Below are 25,129 nucleotides of genomic sequence, written 5' to 3' on the forward strand. Positions count from 1 at the left end.
TTAGTATATCAAAATTACTAAATCCCGTCAAGAGAAAGTTAAAAATAAATAAATGTTTTCTAGCACATCTAATAATCTAACATTTTTAATCATAATTGTCAAGAAAAGATTAAATTTACTCTTTTCTTGTAAATAACAAATAATATAATAACATTTACATTTCAAACTGTCAAGCATCTATTTATAATAATTTAAAACTTTTATAAACCATTCTTCTGATATAAAAACACAACACTTCTTTTAGAAGAGTAGTCTTTCAGTTTTTCAAAATTACAGTTTAATATAAAATTATTCAACTCTTTCTTAGTAAAGGCTTTAGTACAACCTCTTGGAGTTCTTTCAGTCCTTCTTCTTACTTCTAATAACAAATAACCCCTCTTCTTTAAACTATTATAGGTATTTTTGATATATTTTAACTTATCATTATCATCTTCAATTATATTCAAAACATAATTAGATACAACCAAATCAACATTCAATCTATGAGACATCAACTGACTTTCATTAATCAAATATGGAAACTCATTAACCTCCATTAAAGAATTAATTTTTCTAATCTGCTTTTCTGTATCACAAGCATAGACTTTAAATCCTTTGTTGAGTAAATAAATTGAATTTCTCAACTTCCCAGCTCCATAATCCAAAACCTTTACTACTTGATTATCTTTAAAGAACTGTACCAAATCAACTATACTTTTACATGGTTGAGATAACATTAAAACTCCCCTTTAAAAATGAGTTATTAATTATTATCCCCAAAAAAAGAAATAAAAGTCCCCAAGGACTCTTATTTTCAAAAACTCTTTACCTAGTTATTATTATTCATTTATTAAATACAATAAAATTACCTTATAAATTGAATAGTAGTGATGGTCAGAAACAACCTAAACCATCACTATTATCAAGTTATTCTCTTATTTAAAATTCATCATGTCCATGATGATGGTGATGATCTTCATCTGAATCATCAGTTTCAATCCCTAAGTAATTATTAATAGCTTTCTTTAAAGCATCAGCGGCTAAATTAGAACAGTGCATCTTAGCAGGTGGTAGACCATCTAAAGCCTCAGCTACCGCTTTATTGGTCAATTCAAGGGCTTCCTCTACAGTCTTACCTACAGCTAATTCAGTAGCCATACTACTTGTAGCAATTGCTGCTCCACAACCAAAAGTCTTAAATTTAACATCAGTAATTATATTATCTTCTACCTTAATAAACATCTTCATAATGTCTCCACACTTTGCATTACCAACTGTACCTACACCATCTGCATCAGAGATTTCTCCTACATTTCTTGGATTTTGGAAATGTTCCATAACTTTATCTGAATACATCTATAACACCCCTTTATTTTTCATTTTAAATTAGAGTTAAAGGTTAAGTTTAACTTTTGTCAAACTTTAAACTTAGAATTTAGCTAGTATCTACCCATTATAAATAGGCGACATTGCTCTTAAATCAGTTACTACCTTTGGTAGCACATCTAATACTCTATCTACATCTTCTTCAGTATTATATTTTCCTAAAGTCAATCTTAATGAACCATGGGCTACTTCATGAGTCAAGCCCATTGCTAATAATACATGAGAAGGATCTAATGAACCAGAAGTACAAGCTGAACCACTGGAAGCTGCAATTCCTTCTAAGTCTAGCTTCATTAGAATTGATTCACCTTCGATATAGCGAATACTAAAATTAACATTACCTGGTAGTCTTTCAGTTCTATGTCCATTTAATTTTACATAATCAACCTGCTCTTCAATACCTGAAATTAATCTATCTCTTAGAACTGTTAGCTTAGCAGACTTTTCATCCATAGTATTAAGAGCTATTTCACAAGCTTTACCTAAACCAACAATTCCTGGTACATTTTCAGTAGTAGCTCTCCTATTTCTCTCTTGGGCACCACCATGTAAGTACTTAGCAACTTTAGTCCCTTTTCGAATATATAAAGCCCCTATTCCTTTAGGAGCATTAAATTTATGCCCTGATAATGATAATAAGTCTACATTCAATTCATTAACATCAACTGGAATAGTTCCAACTGCTTGTACAGCATCAGTATGGAAGGTTACTCCAGCTTCCTTTGCAATTTTACCAATCTCTGCAATTGGCTGAATCGTTCCTACTTCATTATTTGCCATCATTATAGTAATCAAAATTGTATCTTCCTTGATTGCATCCTTTACATCTTGAGGGTTGACCATTCCATCTTCATCTACTGCTAAGTAAGTTACTTCAAATCCTTTTTTCTTCTCTAAGTACTGACAAGTATGTAAAACTGCATGATGTTCTATAGAAGATGTAATAATATGTTTACCCTTCTTTTCTAAAGCTTCAGCTACACCCTTAATTGCATAATTATCAGATTCTGTTCCTCCACTAGTAAAGACGATCTCTCTAGAATCATCAGCACCAATTAGCTTAGCTACACTATCTCTAGCTTCAGTAATAGCATTTCTAGCTTCTCTTCCAAAAGAATGAAAACTAGATGCATTTCCAAATATATCAGTAAAATAAGGTTTCATTGCTTCTAAAATCTCAGGATCAGTTGGAGTTGTTGCTCCATTATCCATATATACTCTCTTCACTTTTCTTCCTCCTTTATTAATTATCAGTTATTGAAAATCAGTTACTGGTACTTGCTTATTTATTAAGTACAGCTAAAGTTCAACTATTATATATGATACATGTACCCATGCCTATTACCTTTTTGTTGAGCATTAATCGCTTCTTGTCTCAAATCTTCTAAAGTAATTGAATCAAGCACTTCATCAATACTATCCTTTACCTTCTTCCATATCATCTTTACAACACAGTCAGGGCTATTTCCACATTCATCCTTTAGTTCATCAGAAACACAGTCAGCAGGAGCAATTGGACCTTCTAAAGACCTAATAATATCTCCAATAGTTATCTCTTGAGGGTCTTTAGCCAATAAATAACCTCCATGTGCTCCGCGAACACTATTTACTATACCGGCTTTTCTTAAAACAGCAATCAACTGTTCTAAATAATGTTCAGATATATCCTGCCTTTCTGCAATACTCCTTAAAGGAATAGGACCATCACCTTGATGTAAGACCAAATCAAACATAGCTCTTACTCCATAGCGCCCCTTTGTAGATAGTTTCATATAAGAGCCTCCCTTAATCCCGAGTTTTCTTGTTGGTATTATAAATTAATCATACCACACAACTTGGTTTTTGTCAATTTAACAAGAGAAAATAATTGACAAAAATCTTATCTACTTTATCTATCATTATTAGCATTCCCTAGTATTATTATGTGTTTTATAACCTAAATCAGAATTATAGTGATCACTATAATTAATTTTTTCTACGTTAAATTAAACACTAACCTCCTCCTGCTTCCTAGAGAAAAGATTCATTAACCTTAAAGAAAATCCCACAATAGGACCTATAATAAAAGCGCTTAAAATAGTACCAATACCTACAGGACCCCCTAATAAGTATCCAATAATTAAGATAAAGACTTCAATACTAGTCCTAATCCAACTAATATCAACATTTAACTTCTTATCCAATGCTACCATCAAACTATCTCTAGGACCAGTTCCACATTGAGCAGAGATGTAAACTCCAACACCAAAGCCAAATACCATTAGTCCCAAGAATAAGTAGATATATCTAAAGATTAAACTAGCAGGATTAGGTAATAACAACATCACTATATCTATTATCAAACCAATCACTACTATGTTAATTACTGTTCCCGAGGTTGGTTTAATTCTAGCCATCAAGAAGCTGAGTATTATAATTACAAAACCAGTAATTTGGCTGGCCCAACCTACAGTTATATTAAATCAAACCGATATGAAATACATTCCACGGTGACACCCCTAAGTCGGCCTTAATAGTAAATACTATACCAATACTCACAATAACTAAGCCCAGTATAAATTGCAGCCAAGCTTTCATTGATTTCATTATCTAAACTTCTCTCCTTTTTCTTCAAAGCTAGCTTCTCCTCTAGTAGCATCGGTTATTCTCTTCTTAAAAGCATCTATATAACTTGGTTTCATAACAGCTATTATCTCAACTCCATCATTCATATAATTGATAGTTTCAATCTCTCCAGCATGACCTTCTAAATCATTAATAACCTCACCCATCCTATCATAAGAGACTGAAATCCCCAACTCTATGTACCTTATCTTCTCTATAATCCCAGCTTCTCGAATAGCCTCCCTTGCTGAACCACCATAAGCCCTAATCAATCCTCCTACACCATGCTTTACTCCACCAAAGTAACGGGTAACTACTAATGCAATATTAGTAACCTCTTCCCCTTCAATTGCTTGCAAGGCAGGAGGACCTGAAGAGCCAGCAGGTTCTCCATCATCACTACACCTCTTAGTTGCCCTATCTTCTATCCCAACTTTGAAAGCATAAACATTATGCCTAGCATCAGCAAACTCTTCATTAATCTCTTCAATAAACTCTTCTGCCTCTTTTACAGTATTAACATTCTTAACTGAGGTAATAAACTTACATTTCTTTATTTTAGCTTCTATTCTAAGGTTTCTTTTAATAGTCTTGTAGCTATCTGACATATTACCGCTTCCTTTCAACCTCTTTTAAACATTATACCTATTTTAAATTTTAGTAGCAAGAGTTATTGGTTAATCTAAATTTTCTAAAAATTCTTTTATCTTCTTCTCATAACCATTTGTTGTTGGCTTATAAAATTTATTATCCAACAATTCATCAGGTAAATACTGTTGTTTTATATAATTGCCAGGATAAGAATGGGGATATTTATAGCCTTTCCCATGCCCTAAATCCTTAGCCCCACCATAATGGGCATCCTTTAAATGTGCTGGTACCCCTGAAGTAGATTCTGATTTAACTAATGCTAAGGCTTCATCAATAGCCATAACTGCTGTATTACTCTTAGGGGCAGTCGCTATATATAAAGCTGCCTGAGCTAAAGGTATTCTAGCCTCTGGCATACCTACATACTCTAAAGCCTGAGCTGCTGAAACTGCTACCATCAAGGCATGGGGATTAGCATTTCCAACATCTTCAGCTGCATGAACAATCATTCTGCGAGCAATAAATCTTGGGTCTTCTCCTGCCTCAATCATCTGAGCCAACCAATAGATTGCAGCATTAGGATCAGAGCCTCGTAAGCTCTTAACAAAGGCTGAAGTAATATCATAATGATTATCACCAGACTTGTCATATCTAATTGCTTTCTGTTGAATACTCTCTTCTGCTACTTTTAAATTTATCCTTCTAACCCCATTATCTTCAGGAGTAGTTAACACAGCTAACTCTAAAGCATTTAAAGCCCTCCGAGCATCTCCATTTGCAACCATTGCCAAATGATTTAAAGCCTCTTCACTTATTTTAACTTCATATCCCCCCAACCCCCGTTCCTTATCTTCTAATGCCCTAGTTAAAACTTTAATCAAATCTTCTTTATCTAACTCCTTTAACTTAAATATTCTAGAGCGAGATATCAGTGGTGAATTGACCTCGAAATAAGGATTCTCCGTTGTTGCACCTATTAAGATAACAGTCCCATCTTCAACTGCTGGTAATAAAGCATCCTGTTGACTCTTATTAAAGCGGTGTATCTCATCAATAAAGAGTACTGTTCTCTTATTATACATTCCCCTTCGCCCTTCAGCCCGCTTAATCACCTCTCGCAAATCTTTTACTCCAGAAGTAACTGCATTTAACTTCTCAAATTCTGCCTTGGTACTATTGGCAATAATCTGGGCTAAGGTTGTCTTTCCTGTCCCTGGTGGTCCATAAAAGATAGCCGATTGCAATCGATCAACTTCAATTGCCCTTCTTAATAGCTTCCCTTCTCCTATAATATCCTCTTGTCCAAGAAATTCATCTAAAGTACGTGGCCTCATTCTAACTGCTAATGGCTTATCTTGACCATTTTCTTGATAGTTCTGACTAAATAAATCCATCATTACACCCCACTTTTAGATTTTATAAATATGCTTTTAGCCTGTTATGCTAGCTTAATTACAATATATTTCGTATCGAATTATGGAGATAAAACGATACTTTTTAACCCCAGTGTATAGTTGAGAGTTGATAGTTAAGTTCTTTAAAAGCGAAAAGAATTATTGTTTGAACGAAGCAAAAATTGAGATAAAATTTTAATTAGAGAATCTAATAATTGCTAATTCTTATTATTTTAATTGCGTAGTGAGTTTTAATTCTTTTCTAGACTGGGCTGGGTTTGCCACGGAGAGTTTTTTGTTCTATAAAAACTCGTAGGTTTGGTGACTTTTGCGGCGATGGCAAAAGTCACTCGGGAAAAAAGCTGATAAGCTTTCCCGAAAGATGTTTTAGTAATTTTATTAACTTTTAACAAGTAAAAGTGTCGCATCATCCTTCTACTGTATCACTATTTCTATTAGCACAAAAGTGATTTTATATTATTATATCATAAAGATAGCGTCGGAATATTCCGACGCTATCTTTTAATTAATTCATTTACATTTTTAATTATTACTCTGCAAGAAATCTCTCTAAAGCATAAGCTACTCCATCTTCTAAGTTAGTCTTAGTAACAAAGTCTGCCTTCTCTTTTACCCCTTCAGGAGAGTTAGCCATTGCTATAGACAGCCCTGCTATCTCAAACATAGCCACATCATTGAAGTTATTACCAATAGCAATAACCTCTTCTTTCTCTATATTCATTCTATTCATCATGTATTTTAAAGCATTTCCTTTAGACACCTCTAGATTCATTACCTCAACATATTCTTCATCAGATTGAGTAATGTACAGTTTATCCTCATACCTTTCAGCTAATAAAGCAAAAAGTTCTAACATCTTTTTAGGTTCACCAGAGAATAGAATTTTTGTCGGCTCTTCTCTTAGCTGATGCTTTTCTTCAATAATAGCCGTTATACCTTCTAAGTCATTATGTACTTCAGCTATTGACTTCTGATTGGTAATTACCTTATCTCCAAAGTATAAGCTCATCCCATAAGAGTTATTATAACCATACTCTAGTATCTCTTCAGCTAATTCCAAAGGAATCTGCTTATTATGGTAAATATTCTTAGTTAAAGGACACTTGACTATTGAACCATTGGATGTAACCAAAGGTAAATATACCTCTAATTCCTTAGTATAAGGGTACAAAGATTGATAAGGTCTGCCGCTAGCCAAAATAAAATTGACACCTTGATTAGCAAACTTATTAATTGCCTCTCTATTCTTATCAGAAACCTTATGATCATCATTAAGTAAGGTTCCATCCATATCTACAGCTACTAACTTATATCTCATATTATCACCTCTTATTTAGTAATGTCCAATTTGTATACTTCTTTATTCTTTATTAAAATCCTCTTATAAAAGAATAATTTTGTTATCTAATAAAAAATCAACAAAATAATTTTTAATTTATATATGCTTTAGCTTCTTCTATTAAATAATAAGCAGAAAAGAAACTATACTTATCACTAATTATTTATCGGTTATCAATATATTTTTATATATAGAATAAATTTTAACCTTTAAAATTAACTTCATAAATTCATTTAAAGGATGAATCTAAATTCTTAATCATTACATATAATCTCTCTTATATTACTTAGTATCTTATTCATTTTAATATCATATTCATCAACTACCACCTGCTCGATAATTTGAAAATCAAAACAGATAGCTACTCTATTAATAGTTAAGTCTTGAGATAATAATCTATCATAATATCCTCCTCCATATCCCAAACGATTCCCATCCTTATCAAAAGCAAGTCCTGGACAGATAACCAAATTAACCTCAGGAAAATTTACTAATCTCCTGTATTCTTTCTTAGGCTCTAAGATTCCATAACTACCTCTGATCAATTCTCTATCATAATCCTTCAATTCTGATAATTCAAGCTTATTCTCCTTTAAATTAGTAATTGGAACAACTACTCTCTTCCCTAGTTTAAGAGCCTCTTTAATCATTGCTTCAGTTTTGACTTCATTCTTAAAGGATATAAAGAACATTATCGTTTTAGCAGCTTTGAACTCTGCTAAATTAAATAGTTTAACTTTAATTTTATTACTTTTATCTATTATATCTTCTCGATTAAGTTGACTTCTTAAATTTAACATCTCTTGTCGCTGCTTTTTTTTGGTTTTTTTCATTGATTAGCATCCTCTACTTTTTAACCTTTATTATAAGGGAAGTGATAGTTAATTGCAAGAATAATGGGCAACTTCTAATTAAAGATCAATATAGATAATGATGGTTAATAAGGGTATTGCGATACTTTTACTTTTTGAAAAGCAGACAAAATCTTAGGTTGTAGCCCAAGACTACTTTCTACAGGCGCGCCTAAGGGCGCCTTACTTTTGGCATTGCCCCAAAAGCAAGCAAACCTACGGGTTCATTCTTAAATTTATTATGAAAGGTTTTTAGTAAAAACCTGTAGAGAACCCTTCGTGATAAACCTAGTCTAGAAAAGAATTAACCTACAGGTTAAAGGGTAAACCCTTCGTAGTTCCCCAACTAAGACTCTTCGTGGCAGAGCCTACTCACTCCGCAACCAATATCTATTGAGGTTAAAAAATATAGAAATTCTACTTCAAAGATTCCATTGTTATTGTTTTTAAGAGTACTTGCTTCGTTCAAACATAAAGAAAACTTAGTGAAGTAAGTGTTTTTCTTACTAAACTTTAGTTGAACTTATCCTTTAGGGCTAATTCTTTTCGCCTTTAAAGACATGAACACTCTAGGTTGATATAAAAAGTATCACATTATCTCTCTACTGTATCATCTATCTACTAAAACAAAGTATAGTATATATTGCAAAGTCAACCTCTTTATCCTATTACAAAAAATAAAAAAATCCAGCATTTCAGCTAGATAAAAATTGTCCCGCAGTGCCGTACTAGATTTTGTATTTTGCTCTTAGCTTCAAAGTGGGTGCCCTCCCATCTGCTTTATACTTCCTCTCTAGTTGGAGGCTTGTACGCCACAAATGAAGTCCAGGCTCCCTTATATTATGGTGTTGGGCAAAATATTAATCCGATCTCGAACACCGCAGGACATTTATATTAAGTTTTTTTATGTCTTCCCTTAACTCTATTAAGATAATAACATACTTTGATATTTATCGCAAGTGAAATTGCTTAATAATTTATGGAAAATTAATCAATTATCTAGTAATTATTACCAGTAGGGTTGCTTACAGATAGATATAATTTAGTCTATCTCTATCTCTTCTTCTACCTCTATACCTAGCTCTTCTAATTGAGCTTCTGCTACCATTGCTGGTGCTTCTGTTAATAGACAAGTAGCTCTTTGAGTTTTTGGAAATGGAATTACGTCACGAATAGTCTCTAGTCCACCAAGTAACATTACAAGTCTATCAAGCCCAAAAGCAATTCCTCCATGTGGTGGAGCACCATATTGGAAGGCTTCTAATAAGAAACCAAACTTCTCTTCAATCTCCTCTTCATCCATATTTAATAAATTGAAGATTTTAGCCTGTAATTGACTATTATTGATTCTGATACTTCCTCCCCCAATCTCAATACCATTCAATACCAAATCATAAGCTTGAGAAAGAACCTTGCCAGCGTTCTCCTTATCTAATAAATCGATATCCTCTTCTCTAGGCATTGTAAATGGATGATGTAATGCAACATACCTCTTAGCATCTTCATCCCACTCTAATAATGGGAAATCAGTTATCCAAACAAATTTAAATTCATCTTGGTCAATTAGATCTAACTCTTTTCCAATCTTCAATCTTAAGTTACCTAAAGAAGCTGCTACAACCTTTGGAGTATCAGCTACAAATAATAATAAGTCTCCTGTCTCAGCTCCCATAGCATCTAACATATTATTTAATTCTTCTTCAGCTAAAAACTTAGCTATTGGAGACTGTACTCCATCCTCTTTAATCTTCATCCAAGCAAGACCTTTAGCACCATAGATTCCAGCAAAGTCAGTCAACTCATCGATATCCTTGCGGGAGAAATCTACTCCACCTTTGACATTGATACCTTTAACCTGTCCACCTTTAGCAATGGTACCACTGAATACTTTAAACTCTGCATCTTTAACTACCTCAGATACATCGATCAACTCTAAACCAAAGCGGATATCTGGTCTATCACTTCCAAAGCGTTCCATAGCTTCATGATAGCTCATATGTGGAAATTCCGTTGGAGCTTCAAATCCAGCAACTTTAAATATCTCTTGGATCATACCTTCAATTAAATTCATAATCTCTTCTTGGTTCATAAATGACATTTCCATATCAATCTGAGTAAACTCTGGTTGACGGTCCGCCCTTAAATCTTCATCTCTAAAGCAACGAACTATTTGATAGTATCTCTCTAAGCCTGCTACCATCAATAACTGCTTAAATAACTGTGGTGATTGAGGTAGAGCAAAGAATTGCCCTTTGTTGACACGACTTGGTACCAAGAAATCTCTTGCCCCCTCTGGAGTACTCTTAGTCAACATCGGTGTCTCAATATCTAAGAAGTCCTTGTTATCTAGATAATTTCTAACAGCTTGCTTAACCTTATGGCGCAAGATAATATTATCTTGCATCGGCTTTCTTCTTAAGTCCAGATACCTATACTTTAATCGCATCTCTTCACTGGAGTTGATATCATCTTCAACTTGAATTGGAGGAGTTTGAGCCTTATCTAAGATATGTAATTTTTCAGCATAAATCTCAACTGCTCCAGTTGCTAAATCTTCATTAATCATCCCTTCAGGTCTAGCAATAACCTCACCAGTGATGGCTATAACAAACTCTTTTCTTAGTTCATCTGCAACCTCAAACATCTCTTTAGATACTTCTGGACTAAATACTACCTGTACTAATCCGAATCTATCCCTTAAATCTATAAAGATTACTCCTCCATGGTCTCTTCTACGATTAACCCAACCCATTAGAGTTATCTTCTCTCCTACATGCTCTCTTCTCACATCGCCACAATAGCAGCTTCTCTTTAATCCTTTCATCCTTCAATTACCTCCCAATTAGTCTATACGCTTTGTCATCTCTTCAACTAGATTTTCTAATTTAATTTCTACTTGTTCACCAGATTTCATATTTTTAATAGTAGCTACTCCGTTATCCAACTCATCTTCACCTAAGATAATACTATAATTAGCATTACTTCTATCAGCAGCCTTCATTTGAGATTTGACACTTCTACCTAAGTAATCCATCTCTACCTTCAAGTCAGCCTTACGCAGCTTAGCTAAATACTTAAAGGCTTCCTCTTCTGCCCTCTCACCAATAGTAGTAATAAATAAATCTATACTATCATCTATTGGTAGCTCAATGCCTTGCTCTTCTATGGTTAACAAAATTCTCTCCATACCCATAGCAAATCCTATCCCCGGGATATCCTTGCCACCAATCTCTTCAGCTAATCCATCATAACGACCTCCACCAAAGATAGTATCTTGAGCACCCAATCCTTTATATATTACTTCAAAGGCTGTTTTAGTATAGTAGTCTAATCCTCTTACTAAATTAGCATCAAGGATATAATCGATCCCCAATAAGTCTAAGTGCTTCTTGACACTAGCAAAATGTGTTTCACACTCTTCACATAACTCTTCATAAATCTTAGGTGCTTTTGCCATAAACTCTTTATCCCTATCTGCTTTACAATCTAAGATACGTAAAGGATTTCGTTTATAGCGATTTTGGCAATCAGAACATAGCTCTTCAAGATATGGCTTAAAGTAATCCACCATTTTCTCTCTATATGCCTTCCGACATTCTGGACAGCCCACACTATTTAAATGTAACTCTAAATCCTTCAAACCTAACTCCTCTAATAAATGAATACCTAAAGAGATAATTTCAGCATCTATTGCTGGATTATCTGCCCCTAACACCTCTGCTCCTAATTGGTGAAACTCTCTATAACGACCAGCTTGTGGTCTTTCATATCTGAACATCGAACCTATGTAAAAGTACTTAGTTGGTTGAGCTTGTCCATAAATCTTATTTTCTAAAAATGCCCTTACTACAGAAGCTGTTCCCTCTGGACGCAAAGTGATACTTCTACCACCTTTATCTTCAAAGGTGTACATCTCCTTTTCTACAATATCAGTAGTCTCTCCAATTCCTCGTTGAAACAATGCCGTCTCTTCAAAGATTGGTGTTCTAATCTCTTTATAGTTATAGCTGCTAAATATTTTCTTTGTTAAATTTTCTAGATACTGCCATTTGACTGTATCTTCAGGGAATATATCCTTAGTTCCCCTTGGGGCTGTAATACCCATCTTATCCCTCCTAAAATATTGAAAATAGTACATAAAATTTAGTAGTAGGGGCGTAATAAATTACGCCCCTACCTAAAAGTTACTCTGCACTCTCTTCTTTAGTTTCTTCCTTTTTTGATTTTTCTCTTTCTTGTTTTGCTTCTTCTTGCTTCTTGCTTTGGATTTCTTTTACCTTCTCCATTTGGGCTTTTGCTTTATCTTCAAGACCCATTTGGCTATAGATATTTACTAATCTATATTGAGCCATGATATCATCACCAGCTAGTTTGGAGAATATTTCATACTGCTTAAGTGCTTTCTCATTATTCTCTTGGTTTCTATAAGCATCACCTAACGCTAAATGTAACTCAGCATTATTCTCATTATTGGCTAATCCGTTTTGATAAACTTCAATCGCTTTATCAAATTTTTCATCTTTTGAATATAGGTTAGCTAAGCTTACATAAAAATCAACTTGTTCAGGATAATTTTCAATCGCCTCTTGGTAAGTTGAAATTACCTCTTCTTGATTTCCATTCTTTTGATAAACTTGAGCTAAATTATGATATAGATAGTATGCCCCTTGATTATTGGCAATAGCAGCTTTGTAGTTATTAATTGCTGTTTCAAAATTACCTTTTCTTGCTGCATCAAAGGCATTGACCTCTTGGTCTTCAATTACAATTTTAGCATTATCTCTAACTTCTTCTAACCAATTATTAACGGCTTCTTTCTCTTTTTGAGCCACTAATTTATCTTTTAGCTCTTCTTTCTTCTCTTCGAATTCTTTTCCAGTAGCTTCTTTCTTATCAGTTACCTTAATAATATGATAACCAAATTCTGTCTTAACTAAATCACTGACTTCTCCAACTTCCATAGAGAATGCAGCCTCCTCAAAGGGCTTAACCATTCTACCACGAGTAAAGGAACCTAACTCTCCACCTCTAGAAGCAGATGGTCCTTCTGAATAATCCTTGGCCAATTTAGCAAAGTCTTCTCCAGCTTTAGCTTTTGCTAATACTTCTTCAGCCTTGGCTTTAGCTTCTGCATCTTCTTTATCATCAGTCTTAATTAAAATATGGCTAGCAGTAACCTCTTCATATTGTTTAGCAAGCTCTTGATCACTTACCTCTACATTAGCTTTTACTGCATCTAACATTGCTTCAATTCTCTTTTGAGTAACCATATTCTCTCTAATATTATTCTTTACATCTTCAATTGTTTGTCCATTCTTCTTAATGATTTCTTCAAATTCTTCTTTAGAAGAAGCATAATACTCAATCACCTTATCTAATTGAGTTTGAACATCTTCATCAGTAATCTCTGGTTCAATATTCTTCTTCTTAGCTTCTTGAATAATTAGCTTTTGATTAATTATATTGTCTAAAATATTAGCCTTTAATCCTACTACTTGATTTGGAGCAATCTGTCCTTGGTATTGGCGTAAATAACCTTGTAATTGATAAGCATATTCTTCATAAGGTACCTCTTCACCATTTACAGTTGCTACAGCTTTATCAAATTTTTGAGCATAAGCCTCTTGTTGAACTCCACCCTTTCCCCCTGGAGTATTCAAATAAACCAATGCGCCTGTTGCAACAAAAGCAACCACTACTACATAAATTATAGCTTTTGTATGCTTTCTTAATAAATCCATCATAATTATATTTTCCTCCCTCTATATATTTAATTAAAAGCTTTACCATAAACTGTAGCCTATAGCTTATAGCCTTAAATTCTCATAAATAGGCTGCTAATAAAGAATCTTGAAATAAGACAACTAAGTTATATTGTAACGTATCAAAGTTAAGATGTCAATTTCAGCTATTTTGATAAAGAAGATAATTCAACCTTGAGAAGATGATTATGGTATAAATAAGCAAAAATAACACCTATTTAATATAAAATCTCCTCAATTTGCTTATTTTTTGAATTGTTCTTTCTTCAATTTCACTACTATATTGTTCAGGAAATTTGGGGTTATATAACCGCTCTAAAGACCAGTTCTCAGGATTAATTAATTTAGTTATTGCTCCACCACCAAGTCCGATTACCGTTTCTCTCTCTTCCATCATTATAATATTATAAATAGATTCCTCTCCAGGTTTAGCATATCCCACATTCTCTAAGTTACCTAAAATATGCTTCTGTCTATACATATAATAAGGTATTAAGCCTAAATTCTTTGCCAACTCTTCTGTTAAGTATATCATCTCTTCTACTTCCCTAGCAGAAGATAAGTCAGTATCATCTAAATTCTTCTTTAAACGAGAAGCACGTTTAATTGCCAATGTATGTACAGTGAAACTATCAGGTTTAAGCTTTTCAATCTCTTTTAGGGTATGTTTAACATCAGAAATATCTTCATCAGGAAGTCCAATAATAATATCCATATTAATATTATCAAAGCCAATCTCTCTAGCTAAATTAAAGGACTCAATTACCTCTTCAACAGTATGTCGTCGTCCAATCTGATCTAAAGTTACTTGATTCATAGTTTGGGGATTGATACTTACTCGCTTAACCCCATGGTCTTTTAAGAGTTCTAGCTTAGCTTTATCAATTGTATCAGCTCTACCTGCCTCAACAGTAAATTCTCTTAATTTAGGATGAACAAAATACTCCTTTAATAATCTTATCAGCTTATCTAGCTCTCTAGTAGATAAGACTGTTGGAGTTCCCCCTCCAATATAAAGGGTATCTACCTCTAGCCCTAGCTCATTAACCACTTTACCTATCTTTTCTATCTCATAGCAGAGAGATTCTAGAAAATCTGGCATATATCTTCTATTCTTTTCGATAGGATAGGAAGCAAAGGAGCAATAATTACATCTAGTTGGGCAAAAGGGGATTCCTACATAGATACTGACTTTATTCTTAGCATCCTTTGGATTAGGAAGATAGTTACGTTCTAACTTAATCACACCTAGTAGTAAATCTCTCTTCTTCTTAGATACTCCATAGATATCCTCTAAATAATTATCTATTGTCTGATAATCTAGTCCCCTATCTAATAAATAATGTCCAATTTTAGTTGGACGCACCCCAACTAGAATCCCCCAAGGGCTTATCTTTTTCTTTAAATATTTACTCAATAATCTATAAAGACTTAATTTAAGCCTCTCTTTAATCCTTTTAGAAAAATCATCTTCACTATAGATATCAGCTAGAATCTCTTTATCTTTAATATTCTCCTCTAAAGGATTATCGCCTTTAAGGTAACTATTAACCTCAATTCCATCAGAAGTATCTAGTTCACAAATAACTGTTACTCCATCTATTTCTTCCTCTATATAGTGCAGTTCTACTTCTGGCAATAATATCTCTAATGTGTCTTTAACTGATTGATAATATTTTGGATTTATATCTAGATTTACTTTCATGTTAAAAATCCTCTCTAGTATAAATTAGCTACTAGCTGATAGCTAATAGCCAATAGCATTTATTACTTATATATATGAGTTCTCACTTCTAGCACGATTTAAAGTACTCTCTGGACCATGACCTGGGCATATCTTTAAATCCTCTTTAAATTCTAATATTCTTTCTATAGACTTCCTTAAAGCAGAGTAAGAACCCATTGGAAAATCGGTTCTACCAACCCCTCTAGCAAAGATAGTGTCACCTGTAAATAGGATATTCTCTAACTTAAGGCAGATACTACCTGGTGTATGACCTGGAGTATGGATTACTGAAAAGACTAAACTACCACACTCTATCTCTTCACCATCCTCTAACAATCTATCAGCCTTAGGACACTCCAACTGCTGCCCCATCTCCCCTATAAAGAAGGATAAATTCAACTCTGAATTCTGCAGAAATTCAGCATCATCCTTATGAATCAATAATTGAGCATCGGTTTCCTCTAATAATTGAGAATTAGCAGCAATATGATCATTATGCCCATGAGTATTGATAACATACTTAACCTTTAAATTATTATCATTAATAACCTTTAAAATAGCCTTTGCTTGTGCTCCAGGATCTATCACAACCGCCTCTTTACTCTCTTCATCAGCAACAATATAACAGTTAACACTTAATGCTCCTACAGCTAACCTCTTAATAAACATCTCCCTACTCTTTCCTCCTCAAAATTAAAAATCTTTCTTACTATCTAATAGGATAGTAACAGGACCATCATTAATTAAAGTAACCTTCATATGGGTTTTAAATTCACCAGTCTCTACCCTCAACCCAAAAGTTTTAATATAAGAAAGAAATTCTTCGTAAAGTTTTTCTGCTTCTTGAGGTGGAGCTGCTAAATCAAAGCTAGGTCTTCTTCCTTTACGACAGTCGCCATATAAAGTAAATTGGGAGACAACTAACAGCTCTGCACCTATATCTAAGGCAGATAGGTTCATCCTACCATCTTGACCAGAAAAGATTCTTAGGTTAACTATCTTATCTACTAAATAGTTAATATCTTCTACATTATCATCTTTTCCTATTCCCAAGAAAATAAGTAAACCCTTCTTAATCTCTCCTACCTTCTTAGCTTCCACTTCAACATCACTAGAACTTACCCTCTGTAAAACTGCTCTCATTTATCGTCCTCCTATAATCAAGCAGGATTTGCCCGTTGTACATTTAGTACTCCATCAATATCTTCTAATTTACGGATAATATCCTTCATATGCTCTAAGCTGCTTATCTCTAAAGAGAGGTTAATATAAGCTAGCAGATTCTTAGTAGCGCGGGCATTAATTGATGTTATATTTACTTTAGCTTCTGAAATAACAGTAGTTACATCATTTAATAGTGAGTGCTTATTCCAGGCTTCAATCTTCAACTCAACCTCATAAGAGGTCTGTTGGTCTACATACCACTCTACTCCAACAATTCTCTCTTCTTCAGTCTCTTCTAAGTTCTTAAGGTTAGGACAATCTCCTCTATGAACAGATACTCCACGCCCTCTAGTAATATAACCGACTATATCATCACCAGGAACTGGATTACAACATTTAGAGATTCTAACTAAAAGACCATCCATCCCTTTAACCTTAATCCCTTTGTTCTGACGTTTTCTCTTAATAATTCTCTTCTTTCTTAATTTATCAAGCTCATATTCTGGACAATCTTGTTTTTCTGGTGGGATTAATCTTTTGACTACCTGAGAGACTGAGAATTTATTATAGCCAATCCCTGCATAGAGACCCTCAACATTAGCAACCCCTAGTTTCTTAGCTATCTCTTCTAACTTTTTAGTCTTTTCTGCTTCTTTTAAAGTAAAGTTCTCTTTTTTCAATCGTGATTCTAACATCTCTTTACCCTTAATACTTGACTCTTCTTTACGTTGCTCTTTAAACCAATGCTTAATCTTACTCTTAGCTCGAGAGGTCTTAACAAAATTGAGCCAATCTCGACTAGGTCCACTATTATTAGAGGTCAATATCTCTATAATATCACCATTTTTTAAACGATATTCTAGAGGAATAATCTTCCCATTAACCTTAGCCCCAACACAAGTATGACCTATATCGGTATGAATATTATATGCAAAATCTACAGGGCTAGCACCATAAGGAAGAGAAATTACATCACCTTTAGGGGTAAAAACAAAGACTTCATCTTCAAAAAGATCAATCTTTAAGTTCTCCATAAACTCTTTAGCATCATTTAAATCCTTCTGCCACTCTAATAATTGGCGTAACCAAGAAATCTTCCTTTCAAAATCTTCGTCCTTCTTATTCCCTTCCTTATAACGCCAGTGGGCAGCAATACCGTATTCAGCAGTACGATGCATCTCCCAAGTTCTAATCTGAATCTCCAAAGGTTCCCCCTTAGGACCAATTACAGTCGTATGAAGGGACTGATACATATTAGATTTTGGCATAGCTACATAATCCTTAATTCTACCTGGCATCGGATTCCACAGTTCATGGATAATCCCTAAGACCTGATAACATTCCTTAACAGAAGTAACTATTACCCGTAAAGCAGTTAAGTCATAGATTTCCTTAAACTCTTTTCCATATTTAATCATCTTTTGATAAATACTATATAGATGCTTTGGTCTACCATAAAGGTCAGCTTCAATATCTACCTCTTTAAGCTTGTCATTTAAAGTAGATATAATATTTTCAATATATGCTTCCCTTTCTGCCCTATTTTTAGCTACCTTTCTAGCTAATTCATAGTAATGATTAGGCTCTAAATATCTAAAGCTTAAATCTTCTAACTCCCACTTCAAATGAGAGATTCCTAATCTATGAGCTAAAGGAGCATAAATTTCAAGGGTTTCAGTAGCTTTTATAATCTTCTTCTCTTTAGGTAAGTATTTTAATGTTCTCATATTGTGAAGTCTATCAGCTAATTTAATTAGAATTACTCTAATATCCTTAGCCATAGCCAAGAACATCTTACGCAAGCTCTCAGCTTGATGCTCTTCACGAGATTTGAAATCTATCTTACTTAGCTTTGTAACACCATTAACAAGCAGCTCTACCTCTGGACCAAACTCTTCTCTTAATTCCTCTGCAGTTACTTCAGTATCTTCAACTACATCATGTAAGATAGCAGCGGCAATAGAGATTACATCAAGCTCTAATTCTGCCATTATTTTAGCTACTTGTAAAGGATGACTAACAAAAGGTTCACCAGAAACTCTATATTGACCTTCATGGGCATCTTTAGCAAAGTAATAAGCCTTCTTGACCAATTCGATATTCGGGTTTTCAGTATAACTGCTTATTTTTGCTAATAATTGTTCTAAAGCCATAGCTTATTGCTCCTTTATCAATAGATTAAATGTTTCTGTTTATTCATCAATAATTAAAGAAAAAACTTCATAATCTCCTATCTTCTCTCTACCATCTAAAAATCCTAGTTCCATCAAAAATGCAATCTCAACAACCTCTCCACCTAACTGTTCAACTAAATCTACGGTAGCCTTTACAGTTCCACCAGTAGCCAATAAATCGTCAACAATTAAGACCTTCGCACCTTGCTCGATAGCATCTTTATGTATCTCAATAATATTACTTCCATATTCTAGATCATATTCAGTCTTAACTACATCACCAGGTAATTTACCTTCTTTTCTAACTGGTACAAATCCTTTATCTAATTTTAATGCTAGAGGAGCACCTATTAAAAATCCTCGTGCTTCTATCCCTAAGATCAAATCGATATCTTTACTTTCATATCGCTCAGCAATTCTATTAATAGCCTCTTTGTAAGCTGCTGGATCTTTTAGTAAAGTAGTAATATCCTTAAAAGCGATACCCTCCTTAGGAAAATCTGGAATAGTTCTTATCTTATCTGCTAAATTCAACATTCTTCTCCCCTTTCAATTTTATAAACCTTTTTGGATAAATTGGTTGGTTAATTAAATTTAATAGTTTCTCTGGTGATTCTTGTAAAGCAAACCTTTTAAACTCAACAAAAGCCTGCTTATCTTCAATACCTTCATTATATCTTATTGAGCTGCTTAAGTCTAGTTTTACCTCAGGTCTTGGATGTAGTTGAATTATTCTGCCCCCTTCTTGAATTCTAGTTAGAAGCTTCAATTCCTCTAAAATCCCTAATCCTGCAGAAACAGTACTTGCTTGTACCGCTTTCTTTATCTTCTGATTTATCTCATCGGCTAACTCTTGGTTAGTAGCAAACACCTCTCTATCTTTGGTCTGCAATTTATTTAAAACAATATATAATTGAGCTAAAACTTCCCTATCAGGAGCCATAATATCTAAGATAAACTCATTGATTCTAGCATCCTGCTGTCCATATAAGAGGTGAATATATGACTCTTTGCCATCACGTCCAGCCCTTCCACTTTGCTGATTAAATTCAGTTCGATTGAAGTTCAAATGATATAAAATAATATGCCTAATATCAGGGATATCAATCCCTTCACCAAAAGCACTAGTAGAGATAACCACTTTTATCTCTCCATCTCTAAATTTCTCTTCTACCAATACCCTCTCTTGATTGGTCAATCCAGCATTATAAAAGACAATCTGTTGGGCTAAGAAGGGATTAATTTCCCTTAATTTAGTAGCTAGTTCAATACTCTTTTCTCGGCTATTGACATAGATAATAACCTTCTCACCTTTAGCAATTATATCATCAATATAAGCATCTTTATCAACAGCATTTCTGTTATCAATTAACTTTAGATTAGTACGAACATGAGGGTCAATTATCAAATTATCTATCTCCAAAGAGTTGACTATCTCTTTGGCAACCTGATCATTAGCAGTAGCTGTTACCGCTAAAACTAAAGGGTTTTCTAATTCTGCTAATAGCTTAGGTATCCTCTTATAAGTTGGTCTAAACTGATTAGATGCTAAACCAATATGATGGCTCTCGTCAACCACAAAGAAGCCTATTCTATCTTTAATAGTTTTAAATCTGTCTAAATTATATTCAATAAATTCAGGAGTAGTTAGTAGTACATCAACTTGGTTACTATTTAGAGCTTGATTCAACTCTTCTCTTTCTTTTATAGTCAATGATCCATTTCCTTTATAGACTCTAAGCCCTAAAGGTGCTAACTTATCCTGTAACGAGCTATATTGGTCATTAACTAAGGCCCTTAGAGGATAAATGATTATTGTCATCAAATTAGATTTTATAGCTTGAAAAGCTGAAAAGCTTTGAAAGACTGCTGATTTGCCCCTTCCAGTTCCAAAGATAGCTAAAGTATTATTTCCTTTGAATAAACTATCAAGAGCTTCTGCTTGTTTTGGTCTAAAACTATAATCTCCAATTAATGACTTTCTAATCTCTTCTAAAATTTCAGCTTCGGATTTGGTAGCAAGTTTAGCTCGATATAATCTAAGCTCTGCATCCTCTTTCTTATCAAAATAATCTGTATCCTTCTCTATAAATAGATTGACACCTAAGCTTCTGCCATCCTCTCCCCCTGTTATATCAGAGACAATAGCTTTATATTTAATTCCATTATCTAAATAAGGGGCTAAATGTTTAGCCAACTCAGCTTTAAGAAAGCCAATCTGTTCTTTACTCTTTGTCAATACTTTAATAGCATTAGAGTCATATTTATTATCTGGCTCTCTTTGTAAAGATAGTAGATCTCCTTTATTGACTTCTCTTTTAATTATCTCTTGCCTACCCTCAAAGGTAACACCTACTACTTTAGTATAGAAAGAATCACTATCTCCAATTCCTCGATAAAAGTCATCTTCTAATATCTCTTTACTTTTAGCAAATAATTGGTCCACAAAGGATAACTCTGGGAACTTAATATCCTTGATAGTCAAGCTGACAGTTTCTTCTCCACCAAAGTCATTGATATCCATAGTAAATGCCAAAGATATATCCTCATTCTCTGTTTGAAGCTTCTTTCTTAGCTCTGCCATTCTCCAACCAATAGCCTCTACACTTCTACCACCTTGGGCAAAGTTAATCTTAATATGGCTCTCTTCTTTACCAAAAAGATAAAAATTATCTACAGCTAACCCCTTTAAAGCAAACTTAGGACGAGGGTTTGCACAACCATAAGGCTCTAATTTAGCTAATTGATAAACCAAATCCTTTGAAACCTCTTCCATACTAATTACCTGTTCTACTTTCAGTTTATCTATTAGGTCTTCCTCTGTTAAGACCTGATCTGCATACTCATTTATCATTCTCCGTAATTGAGGAATATTTTCCGCTTGCAAGGAACAACCTGCTGCCTCCTTATGTCCACCAAATCCTTCAAAGCACTCTTCACAATACTTAAAGGCTTCATAGAGATGGAAATTGCGGATACTCCTAGCTGAACCCAAGACTCTACCATCTTCAGCATAGGTCAATAAGATAACTGGGCGATAATACTTCTCTTGAATCTTAGAAGCAGCATTCCCTATCACTCCAGGGTGACCTTCAGCTAAAGGAATTACTAACACCTTCTCTTGTTTTAAATCAATCTTCTGAGCAATATACTCTTCAGCCTGTGCTAAAATTTGAGTAGTGATCTCTTGTCGATCAGCATTCATCTCTCTTAGGTGTGAAGCTAAATCATCAGCTACCACTATATCAGTTTCGGTAAAAATCTGTACACCTAAATAAGCCTGTCCCAATCGACCAGTAGCATTAATACAAGGTGCTAGATAATAACCTATTCCTCCAGCAGTAATATCCTTATCTTTATAACCAACCTTACTCTTTAAGATTCCTAAATTAAAGTCCCCTCTTCCAACAAAAGCATTAATACGCTTTAGACCATAATAGACTATTATTCTATTCTCCCCAATAAGAGGAACAATATCAGCAATAGTACCAACTGCTACTATACTAATATACTCCATTAAGTGATTAAGATCTGTTAAATTCTTTAATCTAGCCAATAAGGCATGAACCAATTTAAAGGTTACTCCTACTCCAGCTAGTTTCTTAAAGGGATATCGGCAGTCCTCCTGCTTGGGATTGAGTATAGCTATAGCCTCAGGAGTTAACGCTGGTACTGTATGATGGTCAGTAATAATCACATCAATACCCAACTGATTAGCTAAAGCAACCTCTGCAACTGCTGAAATTCCACAGTCAACAGTTATAATCAAAGCAGCACCTTTATCTGCTAAACTCTTCACAGCCTCCTGGTTCAATCCATAGCCTTCTTTTAGACGATTAGGTATATAATAATCAACATCAGCACCTAAATCCTTTAATACCTTAATTAATAAGGAGGTACTAGTAATACCATCAGCATCATAATCTCCATAAATGAATATCTTCTCTTGATTCTTAATAGCCTGCTCTACTCTATTAAAGGCTAACTCCATATCTTTCATCAGAAAAGGTTCATGTAAATCCTCTAAGCTAAAATCTAAAAACTCCTCGATTTCTTGAGGAGTTTTTAAACCTCTATTGGCTAAAATTCGCACTATAACTGGATTTATATCCAAACTATCAGCTAATTCATCAACATCATCTTGATTTATTTCTTGAAATGTCCATATCTTTTCTTGATCTAGCATTGTTTTCCCCCATCTTTTGCAGATTATAATCAGCAATACTGATATACATTCTTCATAAAAATCGGTTTTCCTCCTTAAAAATTTATGTAATCTTCTTTTAATTACTACTGGCAACTTAATAATGACCAATAAGCTATCTCTAAGTTCTAACTTTAACTCTTTTACAGTAAAATATACTAAAATTTTCCTGAACGCAAGATAGATATTACCAGCCAAATTCCTAAAACTACAGCAATTAGATAACCTGATATCCCCACAACAGGAAACCCTAAAAACTCTGGACCTTTATCAGCTACCATAATTAAGGAGGAACCAACAATCAAAGATGCAATGATTAAAGAAATAGATAGGCGGTTACTAACAATATCCAATTTAGAGGTCAAAGGCTTAATTCCTACATGGTGAAACTTTATCTCTAACTGATCCTCTTGCATTAGATTAAATATATTATGTAATTCTTCAGGTAAATCTATTATATATTTACTAATCTCCTGTAATCGCTCTAAAGTATCTCCCATTAATCGCTTAGGGCTTAGCCTCTTTTTTATTATATCATAAGCGAAAGGTTTAGCTACAGTTAGGATATCAAATTTAGGCTCTATTTTCGATACTACCCCTTCAACTGTAATTAAGGCTTTGACCAATAAGATGAATTCTATTGGTAGTCTTATCTTATATTTGAAGGTCAAATCCAAAAGCCTATTCATAACCACCGATAACTCTACCTCTTCTAAAGTTACACCATGATAATCCTCAATCAATCTAGCAAAATCTCTCTTTAAGGATCTCATATCTATCTCTTTAGTTACCATCCCTAAATTTAATAGCTCTTCAATCGCCTTATCTGTATCTTTTTTAATCAAGGCTATAAATAAATTGGCTACTCTCTCCTTATCATCTTGAGTCAGCTGACCTACTAAACCAAAATCAATCCAAGCCACCTTATAGTCTCTACTGATAATAAAATTGCCAGGATGGGGATCTCCATGGAAGAGTCCATCAATCATAATCTGTTTCATAAAGGATTTGCTGATTATCCTAGCAAGACTATCATTTTTAGAACTATCCTTTAATTTATTAATATTATAGCCAGGAATAAATTCCATAGTAAAGATTCTCTTAGTCGTTAAATCCCAAAAGACCTTGGGAATGATAATATCATCTTCAGAAGCAAAATTTTTACGAAACTTCTTGGTGTTTCTGGCTTCTATTCTATAGTCAAGCTCTTGCTTAATCATATTAGAGAAGTTATTTACTATCTCAATAGGATCGATAAAATCATCACTAAAGACTCGATTCTTTAATAAACCTGCTAAATTAGTCATAATATCTAAATCAGTCTCTATAGTAGACTGAATCCCCTTCCTTTGAACTTTAACAACAACCTCTTCTCCATTCTTTAGGGTAGCTTTATGAACTTGTCCAATAGAAGCACTTGCTAAAGGAGCAGCAGCTACTTTACTAAAGTATTCATTATAATCTCCATTTAACTCTCTATTTAACTGTTTGATTACATCTTCAAAATTCATAGCTGGAACTTGATCTTGTAACTTCTCTAACTCTTCTATATAAGTGCGAGAGATCAAATCAGGTCGAGTGCTAAGTAGTTGCCCTAACTTGATATAGGTAGGTCCTAACTCCTCTAATACCTTCCTAAGCCTAATCGCTCGAGAATCCTGTTGGGGATTACTTGGTTTTAACTTCTTGATTCTCTTACTTAAAGGTAAGAATTGGCGCAACTCCATCAGTTCTATCAAATACCCAAAGCCATGTTTAATCAAAACCTCTACTATATCTCTATATCTTTTCATATTTCTATAATGTATTCCAATATCTTTAAAGAGCATAATACCACCGCCCAATATTTTCAGTTTACCATTAAAGTATAGTGACTAATAATGAATAACAGTAATCGGTATATTACGACATATCTTATACTAGCAGAAGAGGTT

20 protein-coding genes and 1 other RNA gene are annotated in these 25,129 nt (G+C 33.9%); all 21 read right to left on the minus strand.

The features are described from left to right. Positions 1–200: 200 nt before the first annotated feature. On the minus strand, positions 201–716 hold the full coding sequence (locus U472_RS12175; RefSeq protein WP_068718934.1) for a class I SAM-dependent methyltransferase: 516 nt from the start codon (positions 714–716) through the stop codon (positions 201–203). A gap of 202 nt (positions 717–918) precedes the next feature. Next, positions 919–1,335 carry a Fe-S cluster assembly scaffold protein NifU gene (gene nifU, locus U472_RS12180; RefSeq protein ID WP_068718936.1) on the minus strand — a complete coding sequence of 139 codons (417 nt, stop codon included), beginning with the start codon at positions 1,333–1,335 and terminating at the stop codon, positions 919–921. Between the two features lie 90 nt (positions 1,336–1,425). Then, complete coding sequence (gene nifS, locus U472_RS12185; protein WP_218059077.1) at positions 1,426–2,592, minus strand: cysteine desulfurase NifS; 1,167 nt, start codon at positions 2,590–2,592, stop codon at positions 1,426–1,428. Positions 2,593–2,678: 86 nt separating this feature from the next. Continuing rightward, positions 2,679–3,137: an RrF2 family transcriptional regulator gene (locus tag U472_RS12190; protein WP_068718938.1), complete on the minus strand. Its 459-nt coding sequence runs from the start codon at positions 3,135–3,137 to the stop codon at positions 2,679–2,681. Positions 3,138–3,350: 213 nt separating this feature from the next. Then, positions 3,351–3,821: a YczE/YyaS/YitT family protein gene (locus U472_RS12195; RefSeq protein ID WP_483823606.1), complete on the minus strand. Its 471-nt coding sequence runs from the start codon at positions 3,819–3,821 to the stop codon at positions 3,351–3,353. A gap of 1 nt (position 3,822) precedes the next feature. After that, the gene (locus U472_RS17805) at positions 3,823–3,903 is read right to left on the minus strand and encodes a hypothetical protein (protein WP_483823607.1); all 81 of its coding nucleotides are present in this window, start codon (positions 3,901–3,903) and stop codon (positions 3,823–3,825) included. A gap of 47 nt (positions 3,904–3,950) precedes the next feature. Continuing rightward, positions 3,951–4,577, minus strand: coding sequence for a YigZ family protein (locus U472_RS12200; RefSeq protein WP_068718940.1), 627 nt, complete (start codon positions 4,575–4,577; stop codon positions 3,951–3,953). A 69-nt stretch (positions 4,578–4,646) separates the two neighbouring features. Beyond that, a complete protein-coding gene (locus U472_RS12205) occupies positions 4,647–5,954 on the minus strand; it encodes an AAA family ATPase (protein WP_068718942.1) in 1,308 nt (435 codons plus the stop codon). 550 nt (positions 5,955–6,504) lie between these two features. After that, positions 6,505–7,293, minus strand: coding sequence for a Cof-type HAD-IIB family hydrolase (locus U472_RS12210; RefSeq protein ID WP_068718944.1), 789 nt, complete (start codon positions 7,291–7,293; stop codon positions 6,505–6,507). A 275-nt stretch (positions 7,294–7,568) separates the two neighbouring features. Next, the gene (locus U472_RS12215) at positions 7,569–8,147 is read right to left on the minus strand and encodes a 5-formyltetrahydrofolate cyclo-ligase (RefSeq protein WP_068718946.1); all 579 of its coding nucleotides are present in this window, start codon (positions 8,145–8,147) and stop codon (positions 7,569–7,571) included. Between the two features lie 726 nt (positions 8,148–8,873). Next, a non-coding RNA gene (ssrS, locus tag U472_RS12220) (6S RNA) lies at positions 8,874–9,055 on the minus strand. A 152-nt stretch (positions 9,056–9,207) separates the two neighbouring features. Next, positions 9,208–10,989 carry an aspartate--tRNA ligase gene (gene aspS, locus U472_RS12225; RefSeq protein ID WP_068718948.1) on the minus strand — a complete coding sequence of 594 codons (1,782 nt, stop codon included), beginning with the start codon at positions 10,987–10,989 and terminating at the stop codon, positions 9,208–9,210. Between the two features lie 18 nt (positions 10,990–11,007). Beyond that, positions 11,008–12,270 (minus strand): histidine--tRNA ligase, encoded by a 1,263-nt coding sequence (gene hisS, locus U472_RS12230; RefSeq protein ID WP_068718950.1) that lies wholly within the window; start codon positions 12,268–12,270, stop codon positions 11,008–11,010. Between the two features lie 79 nt (positions 12,271–12,349). Beyond that, a complete protein-coding gene (locus tag U472_RS12235) occupies positions 12,350–13,909 on the minus strand; it encodes a peptidylprolyl isomerase (protein ID WP_068718952.1) in 1,560 nt (519 codons plus the stop codon). A gap of 232 nt (positions 13,910–14,141) precedes the next feature. Then, on the minus strand, positions 14,142–15,632 hold the full coding sequence (hemZ, locus tag U472_RS12240) for a coproporphyrinogen dehydrogenase HemZ (RefSeq protein WP_068718954.1): 1,491 nt from the start codon (positions 15,630–15,632) through the stop codon (positions 14,142–14,144). Positions 15,633–15,698: 66 nt separating this feature from the next. Beyond that, positions 15,699–16,322 carry an MBL fold metallo-hydrolase gene (locus tag U472_RS12245; RefSeq protein ID WP_068718956.1) on the minus strand — a complete coding sequence of 208 codons (624 nt, stop codon included), beginning with the start codon at positions 16,320–16,322 and terminating at the stop codon, positions 15,699–15,701. A 24-nt stretch (positions 16,323–16,346) separates the two neighbouring features. Beyond that, a complete protein-coding gene (dtd, locus tag U472_RS12250) occupies positions 16,347–16,796 on the minus strand; it encodes a D-aminoacyl-tRNA deacylase (protein ID WP_068718958.1) in 450 nt (149 codons plus the stop codon). Between the two features lie 17 nt (positions 16,797–16,813). Continuing rightward, the gene (locus tag U472_RS12255) at positions 16,814–18,970 is read right to left on the minus strand and encodes a RelA/SpoT family protein (RefSeq protein ID WP_068718960.1); all 2,157 of its coding nucleotides are present in this window, start codon (positions 18,968–18,970) and stop codon (positions 16,814–16,816) included. A gap of 39 nt (positions 18,971–19,009) precedes the next feature. After that, on the minus strand, positions 19,010–19,525 hold the full coding sequence (locus U472_RS12260) for an adenine phosphoribosyltransferase (protein ID WP_068719763.1): 516 nt from the start codon (positions 19,523–19,525) through the stop codon (positions 19,010–19,012). Then, positions 19,509–23,177, minus strand: a complete 3,669-nt coding sequence (gene recJ / locus U472_RS12265; RefSeq protein WP_068718962.1) for a single-stranded-DNA-specific exonuclease RecJ — start codon at positions 23,175–23,177, stop codon at positions 19,509–19,511. Before recJ ends, U472_RS12260 begins: the two co-directional genes overlap by 17 nt. A 176-nt stretch (positions 23,178–23,353) precedes the next feature. Continuing rightward, complete coding sequence (locus tag U472_RS12270; protein ID WP_068718964.1) at positions 23,354–25,024, minus strand: ABC1 kinase family protein; 1,671 nt, start codon at positions 25,022–25,024, stop codon at positions 23,354–23,356. Positions 25,025–25,129 lie beyond the last annotated feature (105 nt).

The organism is Orenia metallireducens, assembly GCF_001693735.1.
Classification (GTDB): domain Bacteria; phylum Bacillota; class Halanaerobiia; order Halobacteroidales; family Halobacteroidaceae; genus Orenia; species Orenia metallireducens.